This is a genomic window from Thiobacillus sp. 65-1402 (assembly GCF_001897685.1).
In the GTDB taxonomy this organism is placed as follows: Bacteria; Pseudomonadota; Gammaproteobacteria; order Burkholderiales; family Thiobacillaceae; genus Thiobacillus.
The window spans coordinates 1-16535 of sequence record NZ_MKUG01000215.1 but is presented as its reverse complement, the minus strand read 5'-3'; the positions used below and the strand labels follow the sequence as shown (position 1 = coordinate 16535).

Sequence of the window (16535 nt, the reverse complement as noted above, 5' to 3'; positions counted from 1 at the left end):
TATGGCGAAGGACCGGACTTTTCGCGCGCCTTCAACATGCGCGTCGCAGCCGGCCAGTTCCTGCCGGCCGACGATCCGCGCAACCCGCGCGCCTATGCGGTGCTGGGCTCGAAAGTGCGCAGCGAACTGTTCGGCAGCGCCAATCCGCTGGGTGCGATTCTTCAAGTTGGCGCCTCGCGCTTCCGCGTGATCGGCGTGATGGCGCCGAAAGGCCAGGTGCTCGGCTTCGACCTCGACGACACCGTCTACATCCCCACCGCACGCGCGCTGGAAGTGTTCAACCGCGAAGGCGTGATGGAAATCCACGTCGCCTACAAACCGGGCTCGCCGGTCGCGGCGGTGGTCGACGACATCAAACGGATATTGATCGCGCGCCACGGCCGCGAGGATTTCACCGTCACCCCGCAGCAGCAGATGCTCGACACGCTCTCCACCGTGCTCGACGTGCTCACCTTCGCCGTCGCCGCGCTCGGCGGCATCTCGCTGCTGGTCGGCGCGGTCGGCATGGTCACCCTGATGCACATCGCGGTGGCCGAGCGCGTCGCCGAGATCGGCCTGCTCACCGCACTGGGCGCGACCCGTGCGCGCATCCGCACCCTGTTCCTGATGGAGTCGACCGTGCTGTCCACCCTCGGCGGGCTCGGCGGCCTCGCCATCGGTGCCGGCATCGCCTGGCTGCTGAAGACCACCGTGAGCAGCCTGCCGGTCAACACACCGTGGGACTACGCCCTCGGCGCGCTGGCGGTGTCGGTACTGATCGGACTGGCCGCCGGCGTGGTGCCGGCGATGCGCGCGGCGCGGCTGAATCCGGTGGACGCGCTGCGGGCGGAGTGACGATGGCTGCGTGAAAAAACCTGCATGAGCCAGCAGGTGTGCGCTTCTCCGTGCCTCCGGATTGTTGCGGTCCTGAACGGTCATTTGTGCCAGAGGGGGCTAACGCCTGGTTCTCGGCCTTTGCGGCCGTTGGGATACGCGCGTGACTTCGACAGCAACCGGCCTGTGAGCGGTCATTGATGGTATATGAAGAAAAGCGATTCTAACTTATCCATATTTTCTAATGCGGATAGCCCTCAGACTGGCTTGGCCGGCAAATCAACGTCTTGAATGACGGCATGGCTCATGCGGCTCATACTTCTTGGATCAGAAACCAGCTTTTGATCGGTAAACCAAGCGTGAAACTATGCGTTCGTGAACACTAATGCAAAAATGAGTGCAGACATTTTCCAGAATGAGCCATGGTTTCCATAATAAAGGGCCCAATTCTGGTTCAAACAGGGACAGGAAAATGAACAACACTGAGCCGCTCGAGGAATCAGAATCCAAGAAGCCACTTCTGACCATAACCGCTGCATTGGGCGCGAAGCTTAATTTGGCTGATTTTCAGAATGCTGTCCCGATACTGCGGGAGTTGAGCGTCATCAACGACACGTCTGAGAGCTTGGCTGAACTCGATCTTCATATTGAATCAACCCCCGCCTTCCTGAAAACCAGGCATTGGCATATCGATTCCGTCAATGCTGGCCAAAACTGCCATATCCCCGATCTCGATATACAACTCGATGGCAGTTTGCTGTCACGGCTGACGGAGGCTGAAACCGCAACGGTTTCCCTGGTGTTGCGGCAGCGTGGCGAAGCCGGAGATGAGCTGGCCCGGCACGAACAAACCGTGGAGCTCCTGCCGCGTAATCAATGGGGTGGCTTATCTCACCTTCCTGACATGGTCGCCGCTTTCGTGCAGCCCAACGAGCCCGCAGTCGAGCGTGTGCTGAAGCAGACGGCCGAGGTCCTCCGCAAGCATGGCAAGAATCCAGCATTGGATGGCTACACGGGTGGCTCGAAACGCGCCTGGGAATTGACTTCCGGACTCTGGAGCGCTGTGGTGGCGATGGGCCTGGACTATGCGCTGCCACCGGCCAGCTTCGAGCATACCGGACAAAAGGTGCGCGGGCCGGGACAAATTGCCGAGTCTGGTCTGGCAACCTGCCTTGACCTTGCACTGCTCTTTTGCTCGGCGATCGAACAGGCAGGGTTGAATCCGTTGCTGGTCTTCACCAAGGGCCATGCATTTGCTGGCGTGTGGCTCAAGAATGAAGAATTCTCCACCTCGGTAGTGGACGACGTTACCGCCTTGCGCAAGCGGATCAAGCTCAAGGAACTGGTGCTCTTCGAAACCACCGTGGCTACACACCGGCCGGTGCCAAGCTTCTCCTACGCAGTACAACTCGGCGCACAGCAGATTGCCGAGGAGAACGAAGAGGCCTTCGAACTGGCCGTTGACATACGCCGGGCGCGCTTGCAGCGGATCAAGCCACTGGCCAGCACAGAAGCGCCTTCGACGTCTCAAACTGCAGAACCCACTCCCGTCATTGAGCCGGTATTCGACGAAGCGCCCGATCTACCCGAGGATGATGCCGTAGCTGAGCAGGATCCCGCTACGTTGAATCCCAAAGACAGGCTGGCACGTTGGCAACGCAAATTGCTGGACCTCTCCCTGCGCAACAACCTCTTGAGCTTTCGGGGAGGGAAGAAAGCGATCAAGCTGGAGGCACCAGACCCGGGCGCTCTGGAAGATATGCTGGCCGAGGGGCAGACGGTGCGCCTGCTCGCCCGCCCCGAGTTGATGGACGGTTCTGATCCCCGGAATCAGGCGATTCATGAAAATCGCGAGCGCGAGAACGTGCGGCGTGAACATGCGCGCGAGGCTTTGCAGCGTCGTGAAGTGTTCGTGGACTTGCCTCAGGACGAGCTGGATGCGCGGTTCGTGGAACTGTATCGCGCAGCCCGTGCCACCTTGCAGGAAGGCGGGGCGAATACCCTGTTTCTGGCCCTCGGTTTTCTTTCCTGGACGCGCGATGACAAGTCCGGGAAACGGTATCGTGCGCCGCTGATTTTGGTTCCGGTGAACCTGACCCGTCAGAGCGTACGTTCTGGCTTCACCCTGTCCCTCCATGACGACGAACCCCGCTTCAATCCCACGCTGATCGAGATGCTGCGCCAGGATTTCAAGCTGAATCTGGGCGTGGCCGATGGAGAGCTTCCCAAGGACGATGCTGGACTGGACGTAGCCGGCATCTGGAAACGAGTCTCCCATGCCATCAAGGACATCGAGGGCTGGGAGGTCACGGAAGATGTCGTACTGGCCATGTTTTCCTTCGCCAAATACCTGATGTGGAAGGATTTGACCGAGCGCACCGAGCAGCTGCGCGAGAACCCGGTGGTTCGTCACCTGATCGACACGCCGCGCGAAAGCTATCCGTCCGAACTTACATTTCTGAACCTGAGGCAACTCGATAGTGACCTGCCGCCCGAGCGGACCTTCTGCCCCCTGCCTGCGGACTCATCCCAACTCTCGGCGATCATGGCCGCTGCGCGCGGCAAGGATTTCGTCCTTGTCGGGCCGCCCGGCACGGGTAAGAGCCAGACAATTTCCAACCTCATCGCCCAATGCCTTGCTGAAGACAAACGAGTGTTGTTCGTTTCGGAAAAGATTGCGGCGCTGGATGTCGTTTACCGCCGGCTTCGCGAAGTCGGCCTGGGCGAGTTCTGCCTTGAGCTTCACTCCAGCAAGGCCAGGAAACTCGACGTGTTGGCCCAACTGGAAAAGGCCTGGGAGGCAAGCGGGGCTGTCGATCCACAGGCATGGCGTACCGAAGCCCTACGCTTGCGTGGTCTGCGCGAGCAACTCAACGGCTACGTCGAACGTCTGCACCTACGTCATGGCAACGGCATGACCATCTTTGAAGCGATCGGGCGTGTCGTCGATGGCGAGGATGTACCGGCCTTGGGGCTGACCTGGAGCGGGCCGAATATCCATGATGCCGACGCCATGGAAGCACTGCGTGAAGTAGTCGACCGGCTGGAGGTCAACGCCCAGGCCGTGGGGCGGGACGCGCTACAGACGCACCCGCTCGCCGCCGTTGGCCACGACGACTGGTCCCCAAGCTGGCAGCAGGCCCTGATCGACGCCGCGAGAAAAGTGATTCCTGTCGCACAAGCCGTGGCGCAGGACAGCGATCGCTTCTCCGAGGCTGTCGGATTGTCGGGGCTGTCGCTCAACCGGCGTACGCGTGGTGCGTTGGCTGTTCTGGCTAAAACCTTACCTCTGACCGCGGGGAGGGATTGGCGATTCGTATTGCGGCCCGACGCAAGAACCCTGGCTGACCGATTGCAAGAAGCGCTGGCCCTATTGGCCGAGCATCAGGGGCATAGCGCGGCGCTTTCGCCACCCTGGCCTGATTCGGTACTTGCAGCCTGCAAGCGTGGCCTGCAGTTGCTGGCGAGCCGGCGGGAAACGCTTGGCCAATTGGGACAACCCTGGACCACGGCGATGGTGCAGGAACTCGAAAAGGGCTTGGCGCTTCTGGAAAACATCGACCGGGAGACGAAACAGCTCTCCGTCCGCTACAGCGATCAGGTCGAGCAACTGAACGTGAACCAGCTCCAGCGTGACTGGGCCAAGGCCGAGAAGGCTATCTGGCCGCTCTCCTGGTTGGCGAAACACAAGATCCGCAAGGAATTCGACGCCGTGGTGACCGGGGAAGGCGAGCCGAGTATCGCCGGGGATCTGCGCGCCTGGGTCGAAATCCGCGCCTTGCGTTCACAAGTTCTGGGTCTGGAGCCGGGAAGCGAAACTGAGGGCCTCTGGGCCGGCCTGAAGACCAAGCCCGATCTGGTTCGTTGCGTCCTGCGTTTTCAGTCGGCGCTCGAGGCTGTGAAAAACGAACAGCCGTGGGAAAACGCCGGCTTCGAACCGATTGCCGACGGTCGTTGTGGCGAGCGTCTCGCCACGGAATTGGCGAGGCTCCGGACGCTGCGCTCGCTGGACAGCCAGTTGGCGGAGCTGGAATATCTCGGCGCGGCGACGGAGTCACTATGGACTGGTCGGGTAACGCAATCCGAAGCATTGGCTGCGGCCTTGCGTTTCCAGGAGACTATGCAACCCCTGCGAGAGTCCGGCGCGTTGATCGGCGAACACGACACCGTGGCGGCGGGGGATTGCGGCCACACTCTGGCTGTGGATTACCAGCGCTTGCGACAGCGGGCCGTGGTCGAGCAGCGGCTTGCTCCCTACGACGATCTGTCGGACATCACAGCTGGACTGTGGAATGGCTTGAAGACCCGCTCCACGGAAGTGGACCAGGCATTGAAATTTCAGTCCGCCATGGCCGCCGCCGTTTCGAACCTCGCCAGCACACCGGAAGAAATCGGGACCATCAAGGCTGCGCTGGATCGGCTCATCGGTGCTGGCAACGCGCTACTGGAACCCGGCGGCCCCATTGCGGCGACCGGCGAAGCCTATCTACAGGCCTGGGGCAACCTGCAACCAGCCATCGACCGCCTGGCTTCGGCGGGCGGATTTACAGATGTAGCTAAGACCGAGTTTGGTGGGCCGCCCCTCGACGAACTCATGCAGCGCTGCGACGCAATCATTCGTTCCGAAAGCCGGCTGCATGCTTGGTGTGCCTGGCGCAAGGTCAGTGGTCAGGCCATGGTGCTGGGTTTGGGTGCATTGGTTGCTGGCATCGAGAACGGAACGGTAGTCGAAGGCAAAGTGCGCCGCGCGTTTGAAACCGATTACAGCCGCTGGTGGCTCAATGCCGTGGTGGATGTGGAACCCGTCATCCGTACCTTCGTGTCGGCCGAGCACGAAAAGCGCATCGCTGACTTCCGGGCGCTGGACGAGCGCTTCACCACACTGACCCGTGACTGGATCAGGGCGCGACTCTGTGCCGACATGCCGAGTCAGGATGATGTCACCCGCAACTCCGAGTGGGGCATCCTGCGTCACGAGATGAATAAAAAGAAGCGCCACATGCCGTTGCGCGAACTGATGACCAGTATTCCAGGTGCGTTGTCCAAGCTGACCCCCTGCCTGCTCATGAGCCCTTTGTCGATCGCCCAGTATCTGGCCGCCGACAGCACGAGCTTCGATGTGGTGGTCTTTGATGAAGCGTCCCAGATACCAGTTTGGGACGCCGTCGGCGCTATCGCGCGTGGTAAACAGGTTGTCATGGTGGGCGACCCCAAGCAACTGCCTCCCACCAATTTCTTCGACCGAGCTGAGTCCGATCTGGATGATGAAGATGTCGAAAGCGACCTGGAAAGCATCCTCGACGAATGCTTGGGCGCCAGCCTGCCCACCATGAATCTGGCTTGGCACTACCGCAGCCGCAACGAAAGCCTGATCGCCTTCTCCAACCATCGTTATTACGGCGGCTCGCTGGTGACTTTTCCCTCCCCTGTCACCGAAGATCGGGCAGTGAGCTTCCACCCCGTCAACGGCGTTTACGAAAAAGGCGGGGTGCGCATCAACAAGGCCGAAGCCCGCGCACTGGTCGCCGACCTGGTCGGTCGCCTCAAATCGCCGGGCTTTCGCGAGTCGAAGTTGACCATCGGCGTGGTCACCTTCAACACCGAACAACAGGGGCTCATCGAAGACCTGCTGGACGAAGAACGGCGCAAGGACCCGGCCATCGAACCCTGGTTCTCGGATATCGAACTGGAGCCCGTGTTCGTCAAGAACCTGGAAAGCGTTCAGGGCGATGAGCGCGACATCATGTATTTCTCCATCACCTATGGCCCGGATTTGCATGGCGCGGTCTCGATGAATTTCGGCCCGATGAACCGGACTGGCGGAGAACGCCGCCTGAACGTCGCGATCACCCGCGCCCGCCACGAACTGCGCGTGTTCTCCAGCCTTAAGGCCGAGCAAATGGACCTCGCCCGCACCCAGGCCGTGGGCGTGCGCGATCTCAAACTCTTTCTCGAATTTGCCGAACGCGGCACGCGCGCCCTCGCCGAAGCCCATTCAGGCAGCCAGGGGGGTTTCGAGAGTCCGTTCGAAGAGACGGTTGCCGCTGCCCTCGCCAGGAAGGGTTGGCAACTGCACACACAGATCGGCGCCTCGGCCTTCCGCATCGACTTGGCCGTCGTTCACCCGGACGCCCAGGGCGTGTATCTGTGCGGCATCGAATGCGACGGCGCTACCTACCACCGCTCGGCCACGGCTCGCGACCGCGACAAACTTCGGGAACAGGTGCTGCGTGGTCTGGGCTGGGACATCTTGCGGGTCTGGTCGACAGACTGGTGGATCGACGCCGCCGGCACACTGGAAAAACTCGATGCCAAGCTACGGGCCTTGCTGGAAACCAGCCGGGTAAAACGTGCCGAGGCAGCCGAGAAGGAAGCCGCTCGTCTGGCGGCAGCAGAAGCCATCACCAAGGCCATGGCCGATGAGGCCGCGACGCAACAACTCAACGAAGACGGCAGCGGCCACGCTGCCGATTCATCACCAGACGCTCCGCAGTCCGGCACGGCCCAGCCACGTGAAACGGCGGAGGTCTACGCCAGGAACATCTCCGACACCTCAGCCATATCGACTGCGGTCTTCATCGAGGCAGATCCCCTGTCCGTAGTGGATGGCACGAACGCCGATGCCTTTTTCGATGCGGCCTACGACCCAACCCTTGTCCGCATGATCGCCCATGTGGTCGAGATCGAAGGCCCGGTACTGGATGGGGTTCTCGCTCGCCGCATCGCCAGAGCGCACGGCTGGCAACGCACTGGATCGCGAATCCGCGAGCGGGTCGAAGCGCTGGCCGCCAGGCAATTCAAAACGACCAAAGAGGATGTCGGGACGTTCTACTGGCCGGCGGGGCGAAACCCGGATGGACCTATCGCGTTCCGGCGCCCGTCAGAGGATGCGGCCAGGGCGGTGGATGAAATCTGCATGGCGGAACTGGGGGCGCTGGCGAAGAAGGTGATGTCGGACGGATCTTTGGGAGAGGGTGCAATTACTGCCATAGCGCGGGAAATTGGGCTGCATCAGATCAGAGCTGCCAGCCGTGGTCGGCTTGAGAAAGTAATGCAGATGGTTATGGGAGCGTCCTGATGACTGTAAATTTAGTGCACATGACAGAGCGTCTGCAGAAAATTCGTATTGCGCTTGCCAACACAGTCGAAGAAGCCTGTTGGGCTATCAGTCTTACAAAGAATCAACTCGCGTACCTGACAGCTACACTCGAGGCTGCGGGAACGGTGCCTAAGGTGCTCCCGCAAATCCAGGACAAGGCGGGGGGAAAGTAATCATGCAAGAAATCATCTGCCCGCACTGCGGGAAGGCATTTAAGATCGACGAGGCCGGGTACGCGGACATCCTGAAGCAGGTTCGCGACAGCGAGTTCGAGCAGCAGTTGCACGAGCGGCTTGAGCTGGCCGAGGAGGACAAGCGGAATGCTGTCGAGCTCGCCAAGACCAAGGTTGCCAGCGACTTGCAGAAAGCTGCTGCAGCCAAGGACGCTGAAATCCAGGATCTGAAGGCCAGGCTCGATGCTAGCGAAGTCGCGCAAAAGATCGCCGTGACTGAGGCACTACGCGCCATGGAAAAAGAGCGTGACGCGCTCGCTAACGAACTTACGCAGGCGAAGCATGAAAAGCAAGCCGCTTCAGATCTAGCAGAGGCGAGGCTCGTTAGTGAACTACAAATGGCCGCCGCGACGAAGGACGCGGAGATCCAGGGCCTGAAGGCCACGCTTGACGCCATCGAGGTTGCTCAGAAGCTCGCGATCACCGAGGCAGTCAGTGCTGTCGAGAAGGAGCGCGATGAACTGAAGAGCGGGCTCAATCGAGCTGAGCTTGAGAAGCAGCTCGCCGAGAAGGCGCTCAAGGACAAGTATGAGACGCAGATCAAGGATCGCGATGACGCAATCGAACGGCTCCGGGAAATGAAGGCCCGTCTGTCGACCAAGATGGTTGGTGAAACCCTTGAGCAGCACTGCGAGACCGAGTTCAACCGCATTCGAGCGACGGCGTTTCCAAGGGCATATTTCGAGAAGGACAACGACGCGCGGACTGGCAGCAAAGGCGACTACATCTTTCGCGACTCAGTTGAGGCTGGCACCGAGATTGTCTCGATCATGTTCGAGATGAAGAACGAGAGCGACGAAACAGCGACCAAGAAAAGGAACGAAGACTTTCTCAAAGAGCTCGACAAGGACCGCACTGAGAAAGGCTGCGAGTATGCAGTGTTAGTTTCCCTGCTTGAGCCCGACAGCGAGCTTTACAACTCCGGCATTGTCGATGTGTCCCACCGTTATCCGAAGATGTATGTCGTCCGACCGCAATTTTTCATCCCGATAATTACGCTGCTTCGAAACGCCGCCCAAAACTCACTACAGTACAAAACCGAGCTCGCGCTGGTGAAAGCACAGAACATTGATATCACACACTTCGAGAACGAACTCGATGCGTTCAAGACTGGCTTCGCCCGGAACTACGAACTGGCGTCCAAGAAATTCAAGACGGCTATTGAAGAGATTGATAAGACCATCGATCATCTTCAGAAGACCAAAGACGCTCTGCTCGGTTCAGAAAACAACCTTCGCCTTGCCAACAACAAGGCCGACGACTTGACCGTCAAGAAGCTAACCAAGGGTAACCCCACAATGGCCGCAAAGTTTGCCGAGCTCAAGAGTCATGGCTCTTCCGGTGCCGAATGAGTTCGAGTGATCTTATGTTCGGCAGCGAATAGCCTTCAAGACAGTTGTACCTTCATTGCCGCCGTCCAGCCTGACACTTCTGAACGACAGCAATGGCCAAACTGGAGACGATCGGCCCCATCAATCCGAACTTCCGTTTCTGGCCGGAGGCGGCCGTGGAACTTGCACCAACCAACTGGCCAGGCTGGAAAGCGGCCCTCAGAAACGAGCAGCCGCAGCTTCCTGGCAGCTTCCCTTCAAGGCTCGTAGCCTTCGCGGTGCGTCGCATTGATGGTGCGCAGCAGTTCGCGGAAGGGAATGCTGCGCTCGTGCTTCTTGAACAACGGCATGAAGGCCAGATCCTCGCCGCTCCCGACGCCCGCGTATTTGCCGGACGCCATCGATTCGTGCAGGTCGCGCAGCATCCTGTCGAGATCGTCCAGAAACGGCGCGTAGGTGGAGGCTTCGTCGTCGTCGTGTTCCAGGCAGGCGCGCAGTTCGTCGACTTCGTACACCGCTTCGTGCACCAGGTCGATCAGCTGGTTGAGGTCATGGGCTCTTTTCATGTTCGTATGTTTTTTTGACAAAACGTAAGCATACCGCCGCTTGGCGGGCGGTGCGACAGGCATGGGATTCGCGCACGGTCCGGATTGCGGAGCGCACCGAAGCGGTCGACACTGCGATCTTCAAACCCCAGCCGAATGCCCGCCATGGATACCGAATCTACCGCCGCGCTGTCGAACGCCGCCCTCTACGAAGCCGGGTATTTTTACGCCGCCGAGCCCTGCGCGCTGGGTTGGGTCAGCGTCGCCGCCACCGGCAAAGGGGTGTGCGCCATCGAATTTGGTGATGATGCGCAGACCCTGGCCGAACGCTTGCGGACACGCTTCCCGCAGGCGCGGTTGGCGCCGGCCGACGCCGCACTCAAGCGCTGGATCGCCCGGGTGATCGCTTATATCGAGCAGCCGCAGGGCGTACTTGATCTGCCTTTGGACGTCCGGGGAACGGTTTTTCAGCGCCGCGTCTGGCAAGCCTTGCAGGCGATCCCCGCAGGCCGCACCGCCAGCTACTCGGAAATTGCCGCGCGCATCGGGCAACCGAGGGCATTTCGCGCCGTAGCGCACGCCTGCGCCGGCAACCCGGTGGCGCTGGCGATCCCCTGTCACCGCGCCGTCCGTGCCAACGGAGCGTTGTCAGGCTACCGCTGGGGCGTCGCGCGCAAGGCCGAACTGCTGCGGCGCGAGCGCAAGAAATAAGCGGCGCCGGATGTCCTTGCCGCCATTTCTTGCGATACTCCGGCATCCCCATTCCCCGGGCGGCCGAATCGCCGCCCGCTCTGTACGACACGTCATGGAAAATCTGCTGTACTGGGTCGGTCTGGCGGCGGTCGCGGTGTTCGCGCTCACCGGTGTGCTCGATGCCGGCCGCAAGAACATGGACCTGGTCGGCGTGACCATGGTGGGGATGGCTACCGCGCTGGGCGGCGGCACGGTACGCGACGTGCTGCTGCAGCGTCCGGTGTTCTGGCTCGACGACCCGATTTACCTGTACGTTGCCCTAGCGACGACGCTGGCCGTCTTCATCGCCGCGCGCGGCCTGCGCCTGCCGCCGCGCCTGTTTCTCATACCGGATGCCGTCGGCCTCGCGCTGTTCACCATCGTCGGCACCCAGATCGCGCTGCTGTGGCAGGCGCCCTGGCTTGCAGCGAGCCTGCTGGGGGTCATCACCGGCATCGTCGGCGGCGTGGTGCGCGACGTGCTGTGCAACGAGGTCCCGCTGGTGTTCCTGCGCGGCGAACTGTACGCATCGGCCGCCTGGGCCGGCGCTCTGGTGCTGATCGGCCTGCAGGCCCTGGGGCTGTCCCCCGTGATCGCCACCTGGGCCGGAATGGCGGTCATCCTGGGACTGCGGCTGATTGCCATGGCGTTCCGGATTACGCTGCCGACCTATTCGGCACGCAAATAGCGCCGCCTTCCCGACAGACAAAAAAACAGGGGCCGCGTGCCCCTGTTTTTTTGTCTGCGCAAACCGGTTCAGCGCTTGACCGGCTTGGCGGCGATTTCCTCCAGTCGACGCGCCTTGATGACCTGGCCGTTGAGCGCGGCGGCCTTGGCGTCGCCGCCGTAGGCGACAACCATCAACTGGCTGTAGTACATCACCGGGATGTCGAACTTGGTGCCGTAGCGCTTGTTGATCTGGCCCTGATAGATCTCGACGTTGGCCTGACACAGCGGGCACGGCGTGACGATCATTTCGGCGCCGTGGTCGTAGGCCGACTCGACGATGTCCTTGATCTGCGCCTGCGCCTTTTCCGGCTCGGAGAACGCCAGCGCGCCGCCGCAGCAGGTCACCTTCTGCTCGTATTCCGGGATCGGTTCGGCGCCGACCATCTCGACCATCTTGTCGAGATACACCGGGTTCTCGAACGATTCGCCGGCGACGCCGAACGGGCGGTTGGTCTGGCAGCCGACGTAGCCTGCGATTTTCATGCCTTCGAGCGGACGCACGACGTGCTTGGCCATTTCCTCGAAGCCGAGATCCTCGATCAGCACTTCGACCATGTGGCGGATCTCGGGCATCTCGTTGATCGTCAGGCCGGCTTCCTTCAGCGCTTCGCGGGTGTCGGCCATCAGCGTGTCGGAGTGGGTCAGGCGCTCGCGGGTTTCGCGCGCGCCGAGCCAGCAGGCGGCGCAGGTGGCGACGATTTCCTGCCCGGGCAGGTTTTGCTCGGACAGCGCGAAGTTGCGCGCATTCAGAACGTGGCGCGGCAGTTCGCCGGCTTCCGCATAACCGATGGATGCGCCGCAGCAGTTCCAGTCGGGGATTTCGGTGAGCTTGACGTCGAGGGTCTTGCACATCGCCTCGACCGAGGTCAGGTAGTTGGATGCGGAAGCGCCCTTCTGCGACGAGCAGCCGGGGTAAAACGCGTATTCATGTTTGGACATTTTTCTCTCCTCAGCCCGCGATCCTGGCGGTCTTGCGGCTGCGTTCGATTTCGTAGGCCTTCTTCAGCATTGCCTGAATGCCCTTCTGATCCTTGCACTTGTGGCCGCCGAACAGCTCCATCACGTTCAGCCGCTTGGCCTTGACCAGGCCCAGCGCGACCGCCTGCATCGCCATGCCGTTCTTGATGCCCTGCACGAAGCCGTCCTTGAAGTACAGCCCCATCGACAGCTTGAGTTCGTTGACGCGGCCGGTCTTGGTCGCGTTCTTCCAGAACAGGCCGGAAAAGAAGCGCGTCGGCTGCAGCTTCGGCGCCATGCCGAGACGGTGCGCATATTCGGCGATGCCGTGCATGATGTGGGTGATCGGCAGCTTGCGCGGGCAGCGCACGATGCAGTTGTAGCAGGAGGTGCAGTTCCACATCGAACTAGTGGTCAGCACTTCCTCGCGCTTGCCGGCGCGGATCATCATGAAGAGTTCCTGCGGCGGATGCTCCCACGCGCCCTGGAAGTTGGTCGGGCAGGAACCGGAGCAGACGCCGCATTGCATGCACATCTTGACCCAGTCGCCCATCTCGACCTGTTCTTCGATTTCCTTCAGGAAGTTGTTGCGGTATTTCTCCGCCACTGCGGTATTTGCGCTCATGTCGTTTCCTTGCCAGCTGAATGATGCATCGTCAAAAATGGCCGATGCATGATTAGAAGCCTTTGAACGGGCTGGGGCCAACGGCAACCAGCTCGGCAGCATACTTGTCGATCATCTCGGGCACCCGCTGGATGTCGGTGATGGCGACTTCGAGATCGCGCACCCGCTCCGATTCCAGATTCAGCGTCTTCAGCGTGTCGTCGATCTTGGACATGCGCACGCGGCCCAGCTCGGAACCCTTGACGAAGTGGCACTGGTATTCGTCGCCGGATTTGCAGCCCATCAGCATCACGCCATCGTAACCGGCATTCAGCGCATCGGTGATCCAGATGGTGTTGACCGAGCCGAGGCAGCGGATCGGGATGATGCGCACGAAGGCCGAGTACTCGTTGCGGTTCATCCCCGCCATGTCGAGCGCCGGGTAGGCGTCGTTCTCGCAGGCCAGGATCAGGATACGCGGCTTTTCGGAGAACTCGTCCGGGATGTCGACCGCCTTGATCTGCGCGCCGACGGTGTTGACCGAGTAGTTCTCGAACGAGATCACCCGCACCGGGCAGGCGCCCATGCAGGTGCCGCAGCGGCGGCAGCGCGATTCGTTGAACACCGGGAAGCGTTTTTCATCCTCGTCGATGGCGCCGAACGGGCATTCCACCGTGCAGCGCTTGCACTGGGTGCAGCCTTCCAGCCGCACTTTCGGGAACGACAGGTCGCCCGAACGCGGATGCGCGGCGCGGCCGAGTTCGGCGTTTTCCAGCGCCTGGATCGCCTTCAGCGCAGCGCCGGTGGCATCCTCGCGCGCCTGCGCGATATCCATCGGGCGGCGCACCGGGCCGGCGGTGTAGATGCCGGTGCGGCGAGTCTCGTAGGGGAAGCAGATGAAGTGCGAATCGGTGAAGCCCTGCTTCAGCTGCGGCACGTCCGGGCCCTGGCGGTAGCTCAGGTTGAGGATGGAAATCGGCTTCACTTCCACCGTGGCTTCGGCTTGCGGCTCGCCTTCCTGGCCTTCGACCTGCGGCTTGGTCAGCGCTTCGATGTTGACGCCCGAGTTCGCCACCTGGCCGGTGGCCAGCACCACCAGGTCGACGTCTGCCATCGCGGCGTCGGCGTCGTCGAGGATCAGGTCATGGAACTTCACCGTGCTGGTGGCGCCGTTGGGCAGCACCTGGGCGACCTTGCCCTTGGTGAAGACGACGCCCTTCTCCTGCGCGCTGCGGTAGAAGTCCTCGCCGTTGCCGGGGGTACGCAGGTCGGTGTAGATGATGGTGGTGTCGACGGACGGATTGGCGTCCTTGAAGTACATCGCCTGCTTGATGCTGGCGTTGCAGCAGAAGCCCGAGCAGTACGACAGATGCTGGCCGCTGGTGTCGCGCTGGCCGGCGCACTGCACGAACACCACCGATTTCACCGGCTGGCCGTCCGACGGGCGGCGAATCACGCCATCGCCCGCCGCCGCGGCGGTCGCCAGCGCTTCGAGGCCAGCCTGGTCGACCACGTTGGGCGACTTACCGCCGCCGAGCTCCGGCAGCTTGTTCACGTCGTACAGGGTGAAGCCGGTCGCCTGCACGATGGCGCCGATGTCCTCGGTGTGGGTCGCGCCCGATTCGGTGGCGATGTCGACCACGAAGCGCCCCGGCGCGCCGTCGGTCTTGGCGACGGTGGCGTTCAGATACAGCTTGATGTTGCTGTCGCCCATCACCTGCGAAGCCAGATCGGCCACGCCGGTATCCATCGGGGACTTGTACGGCTCGTGCACCGGCACGCGCTTGTAGAGCTTGCCGGCCCAGCCGCCGAGCGCGCCGGATTTCTCCACCAGCACCACCGGGTAGCCGGTCTTCGAGGCTTCGATCGCGGTGGTCATGCCGGTGACGCCGCCGCCCACCACCAGCAAGGTCTTGCTGCTGCCGGTGTTGGCGTTGCCGCCGGGGGCGGTCATCGCCTTCACTTCGGCGCAGCCCATGCGGATGTAGTCTTCCGCCATCTCCTGGGTGGTCTCGCGCGCCTCGTCGGTGTCGGGACGGATCCAGATCACGCCCTCGCGCAGGTTGGCGCGCGCCACCGCGTTTTCGGGGAAGAAGAACGCCTCCGTCTTGGCGCGGCGCGAGCAGGCGCCGATCATGACGTGGGTGACGCCCTCGTTGGCGATGTCGTTCCTGATCATCGCCACGCCGTCGGCGTTGCACAGGAAATCGTGCGACTTCGCCAGCGGCACCTTGCCGTCCTTCTGTGCGACTTTGACCAGCGCGTCGGTATCCAGACGCTCGCCGAGTCCGCAGCCCTTGCAGATATACGCTGCGACTTTGATGTCAGCCATTGTTTAAGCCTCCGCCTTTGCTACTTTGTTGACCACCTGGATGGCGCGCAATGCCGCCGCGGTGGCCGATTGCACGGCACGGTTCACGTCCAGCGCGTTCGATGCGCAGCCGGCGCCGAACACCGCGCCGTTGGCCGGGTCGGCCTCGATGAAGCCGCTCGAATCCGCGACGATGTGGCCGGGGATGTTGACCCCCTTGACCGAGGGCTCCATGCCGACCGCCAGCACCACCAGGTCGTGCGGCGTGGTGTAGCGCTTGTAGCCTTCGGTATTGACGCCATGGCACACCGGATTGCCGTGCTCGTCCTCGGTGATCTTCGCGACCTTGGACTTGATGAAAGTCACCGACGGATCGGCCTGGACCTTTTGATAGAAATCCTCGAAGCGGTCGATGGCGCGGATGTCGATGTAGTAGATGGTCGACTTGCCGTCTTCCGGATACGCTTCGCGCACGTAGTGCGTCTGCTTCAGCGACGCCATGCAGCAGATGCGCGAGCAGTGCCGCAGATGGTTCTCGTCGCGCGAGCCGGCGCACTGGATGAAGGCGATGTTCTTCGCTTCCTTGCCGTCGGACGGGCGCAGGATCTTGCCGCCGGTGGGGCCGTGGATGTCGGCCAGACGCTCGAATTCGACGCTGGTGATGACGTTCTTGAAGCGGTCGTAGCCGTAAGGCTGAATCTTCGCCGCGTCGTAGGGCTGCCAGCCGGTCGCCCACACCACCGCGCCGGCCTTGACCTGGATCGTCTCCTCCTGCATGTCGAGGTCGATCGCGCCGTATTTGCACGCAGCCTTGGCGCGGTCGGCGTCGGCGCTGCCGATGATCGCCGGGTCCAGCACGTAGCGTTGCGGGTAGGCCATCGCGTTCGGCAGGTAGGCGGCCTTGTGCTGGCCGAGGTTGTAGTTGAACGGGTCGTCCACCATCGTTTCGACCGCGCGTCCGCAGTCGCCGCAGGCGGTGCAGTTTTCGTTCACGTAGCGCGGCTTGACCTTGACGGTGACGGTGTAGTTGCCGGCATCGCCTTCGATGCCGCCCACTTCGGCCATCGTCAGCACCCGCACGCGGGGATTGTTCTTCAGACGGCGCTGGTTGATCTCCAGGCCGCAGATGGGGTGGCACAGCTTGGGAAAGTAGCGATACAGCTGGGAGGTGCGTCCGCCCA

The 16535-nt window shown here is 61.8% G+C and carries 10 protein-coding genes; 5 read left to right on the top strand and 5 right to left on the bottom strand.

Annotation, left to right across the window (positions count from 1 at the left end):
• The 3 genes from BGO62_RS15915 to BGO62_RS15905 form a co-directional block, all read left to right on the top strand.
• A partial coding sequence (locus BGO62_RS15915) for an ABC transporter permease (protein WP_296644377.1) occupies positions 1-834 on the top strand: 834 nt, incomplete at its 5' end.
• Between the two features lie 451 nt (positions 835-1285).
• Positions 1286-7891 carry a DUF3320 domain-containing protein gene (locus tag BGO62_RS15910; protein ID WP_296644374.1) on the top strand — a complete coding sequence of 2202 codons (6606 nt, stop codon included), beginning with the start codon at positions 1286-1288 and terminating at the stop codon, positions 7889-7891.
• Between the two features lie 196 nt (positions 7892-8087).
• A complete protein-coding gene (locus BGO62_RS15905; protein WP_296644371.1) occupies positions 8088-9497 on the top strand; it encodes a DUF2130 domain-containing protein in 1410 nt (469 codons plus the stop codon).
• Between the two features lie 236 nt (positions 9498-9733).
• Here the strand turns inward: BGO62_RS15905 and BGO62_RS15900 are convergent, their stop codons facing one another.
• Positions 9734-10042: a hypothetical protein gene (locus BGO62_RS15900; protein ID WP_296644368.1), complete on the bottom strand. Its 309-nt coding sequence runs from the start codon at positions 10040-10042 to the stop codon at positions 9734-9736.
• Between the two features lie 144 nt (positions 10043-10186).
• On the opposite strand from BGO62_RS15900, the gene BGO62_RS15895 reads away from it, so the two are divergent.
• A complete protein-coding gene (locus BGO62_RS15895; protein ID WP_296644366.1) occupies positions 10187-10732 on the top strand; it encodes a methylated-DNA--[protein]-cysteine S-methyltransferase in 546 nt (181 codons plus the stop codon).
• Positions 10733-10826: 94 nt separating this feature from the next.
• The gene (locus tag BGO62_RS15890; RefSeq protein ID WP_296644363.1) at positions 10827-11441 is read left to right on the top strand and encodes a trimeric intracellular cation channel family protein; all 615 of its coding nucleotides are present in this window, start codon (positions 10827-10829) and stop codon (positions 11439-11441) included.
• A gap of 68 nt (positions 11442-11509) precedes the next feature.
• On the opposite strand, the gene BGO62_RS15885 is transcribed toward BGO62_RS15890, so the two are convergent.
• From BGO62_RS15885 to BGO62_RS15870, 4 genes are all read right to left on the bottom strand, one after another.
• Positions 11510-12421 (bottom strand): CoB--CoM heterodisulfide reductase iron-sulfur subunit B family protein, encoded by a 912-nt coding sequence (locus tag BGO62_RS15885; RefSeq protein WP_296644360.1) that lies wholly within the window; start codon positions 12419-12421, stop codon positions 11510-11512.
• Positions 12422-12431: 10 nt separating this feature from the next.
• On the bottom strand, positions 12432-13064 hold the full coding sequence (locus tag BGO62_RS15880; RefSeq protein WP_296644357.1) for a 4Fe-4S dicluster domain-containing protein: 633 nt from the start codon (positions 13062-13064) through the stop codon (positions 12432-12434).
• A gap of 52 nt (positions 13065-13116) precedes the next feature.
• Positions 13117-15375 (bottom strand): hydrogenase iron-sulfur subunit, encoded by a 2259-nt coding sequence (locus tag BGO62_RS15875; RefSeq protein ID WP_296644354.1) that lies wholly within the window; start codon positions 15373-15375, stop codon positions 13117-13119.
• Positions 15376-15378: 3 nt separating this feature from the next.
• Positions 15379-16535 (bottom strand): heterodisulfide reductase subunit A (locus tag BGO62_RS15870; protein WP_296644351.1); only part of this gene is annotated, 1157 nt, incomplete at its 5' end.

Coding starts and splice junctions, on each gene's coding strand:
- BGO62_RS15910 (WP_296644374.1), top strand. CDS start 1,286: ATGAACAACACTGAGCCGCTCGAGGAATCAGAATCCAAGAAGCCACTT.
- BGO62_RS15905 (WP_296644371.1), top strand. CDS start 8,088: ATGCAAGAAATCATCTGCCCGCACTGCGGGAAGGCATTTAAGATCGAC.
- BGO62_RS15900 (WP_296644368.1), bottom strand. CDS start 10,042: ATGAAAAGAGCCCATGACCTCAACCAGCTGATCGACCTGGTGCACGAA.
- BGO62_RS15895 (WP_296644366.1), top strand. CDS start 10,187: ATGGATACCGAATCTACCGCCGCGCTGTCGAACGCCGCCCTCTACGAA.
- BGO62_RS15890 (WP_296644363.1), top strand. CDS start 10,827: ATGGAAAATCTGCTGTACTGGGTCGGTCTGGCGGCGGTCGCGGTGTTC.
- BGO62_RS15885 (WP_296644360.1), bottom strand. CDS start 12,421: ATGTCCAAACATGAATACGCGTTTTACCCCGGCTGCTCGTCGCAGAAG.
- BGO62_RS15880 (WP_296644357.1), bottom strand. CDS start 13,064: ATGAGCGCAAATACCGCAGTGGCGGAGAAATACCGCAACAACTTCCTG.
- BGO62_RS15875 (WP_296644354.1), bottom strand. CDS start 15,375: ATGGCTGACATCAAAGTCGCAGCGTATATCTGCAAGGGCTGCGGACTC.